At 66.0% G+C, this 535-nt stretch carries 1 protein-coding gene; it reads right to left on the bottom strand.

Translation table 11 applies throughout. From position 1 onward, the window contains the following. Nucleotides 1-48 precede the first annotated feature (48 nt). Nucleotides 49-456 carry a hypothetical protein gene (locus tag OTB19_RS43350; RefSeq protein WP_267804360.1) on the bottom strand — a complete coding sequence of 136 codons (408 nt, stop codon included), beginning with the start codon at nt 454-456 and terminating at the stop codon, nt 49-51. Nucleotides 457-535: the final 79 nt, after the last annotated feature.

The following is a 535-nucleotide window of genomic DNA, read 5'->3' as shown; positions in this document are numbered from 1 at the left end:
CCGTGTCCGTGTCCGTGTCCGTGTCCGTGTCCGTGTCCGTCGGGATGCTCACCTGCTCTCGCCGTTCCTCATCGCGCTGTCCGTGGCGAACTGGTCGAGCAGCGCGGAGAGTTTTGACTGAACCTCGATGACGGTGCGGGCCTTGCCCAGCTCGGTCTCCAGCCGGGCCACTTGCGCCTCAAGCCGTGCGATCTCCTTGTCCCGCGGGTCGGCCCTCGGCCTTCCCGCCGGCGCGGCCAGCGCCGTCTTCGCCCCCCGGTCGCGTTGCTGGCGCCAGGTCGTGATCAGTGACGAGTACAGGCCCTCCCGGCGAAGCATGGCCCCCTTGCCCTGCCGGTCAAGGCTCTCGTACTCGCCCAGGATCCTCGCCTTGTACTCCGCCGAGTACCGGCGCGGACCCGTGGAACGGGGTTCTACCTGCGGATCCGGTATCCCGTGGTCATCAGTGCTGGCCACTGTGGGCACTACTCCTTCTCCACCCTCAACTCAATGAATCATCCAGTATGCCTGGCTTGAGTCACTTTGACAGAGAGGG

The sequence above is a fragment of the Streptomyces sp. H27-H5 genome (assembly GCF_026627505.1).
Classification (GTDB): Bacteria; Actinomycetota; Actinomycetes; order Streptomycetales; family Streptomycetaceae; genus Streptomyces.
Note: the sequence above shows the minus strand (reverse complement) of the source record. Positions and strands in the feature narration are given on the sequence as shown.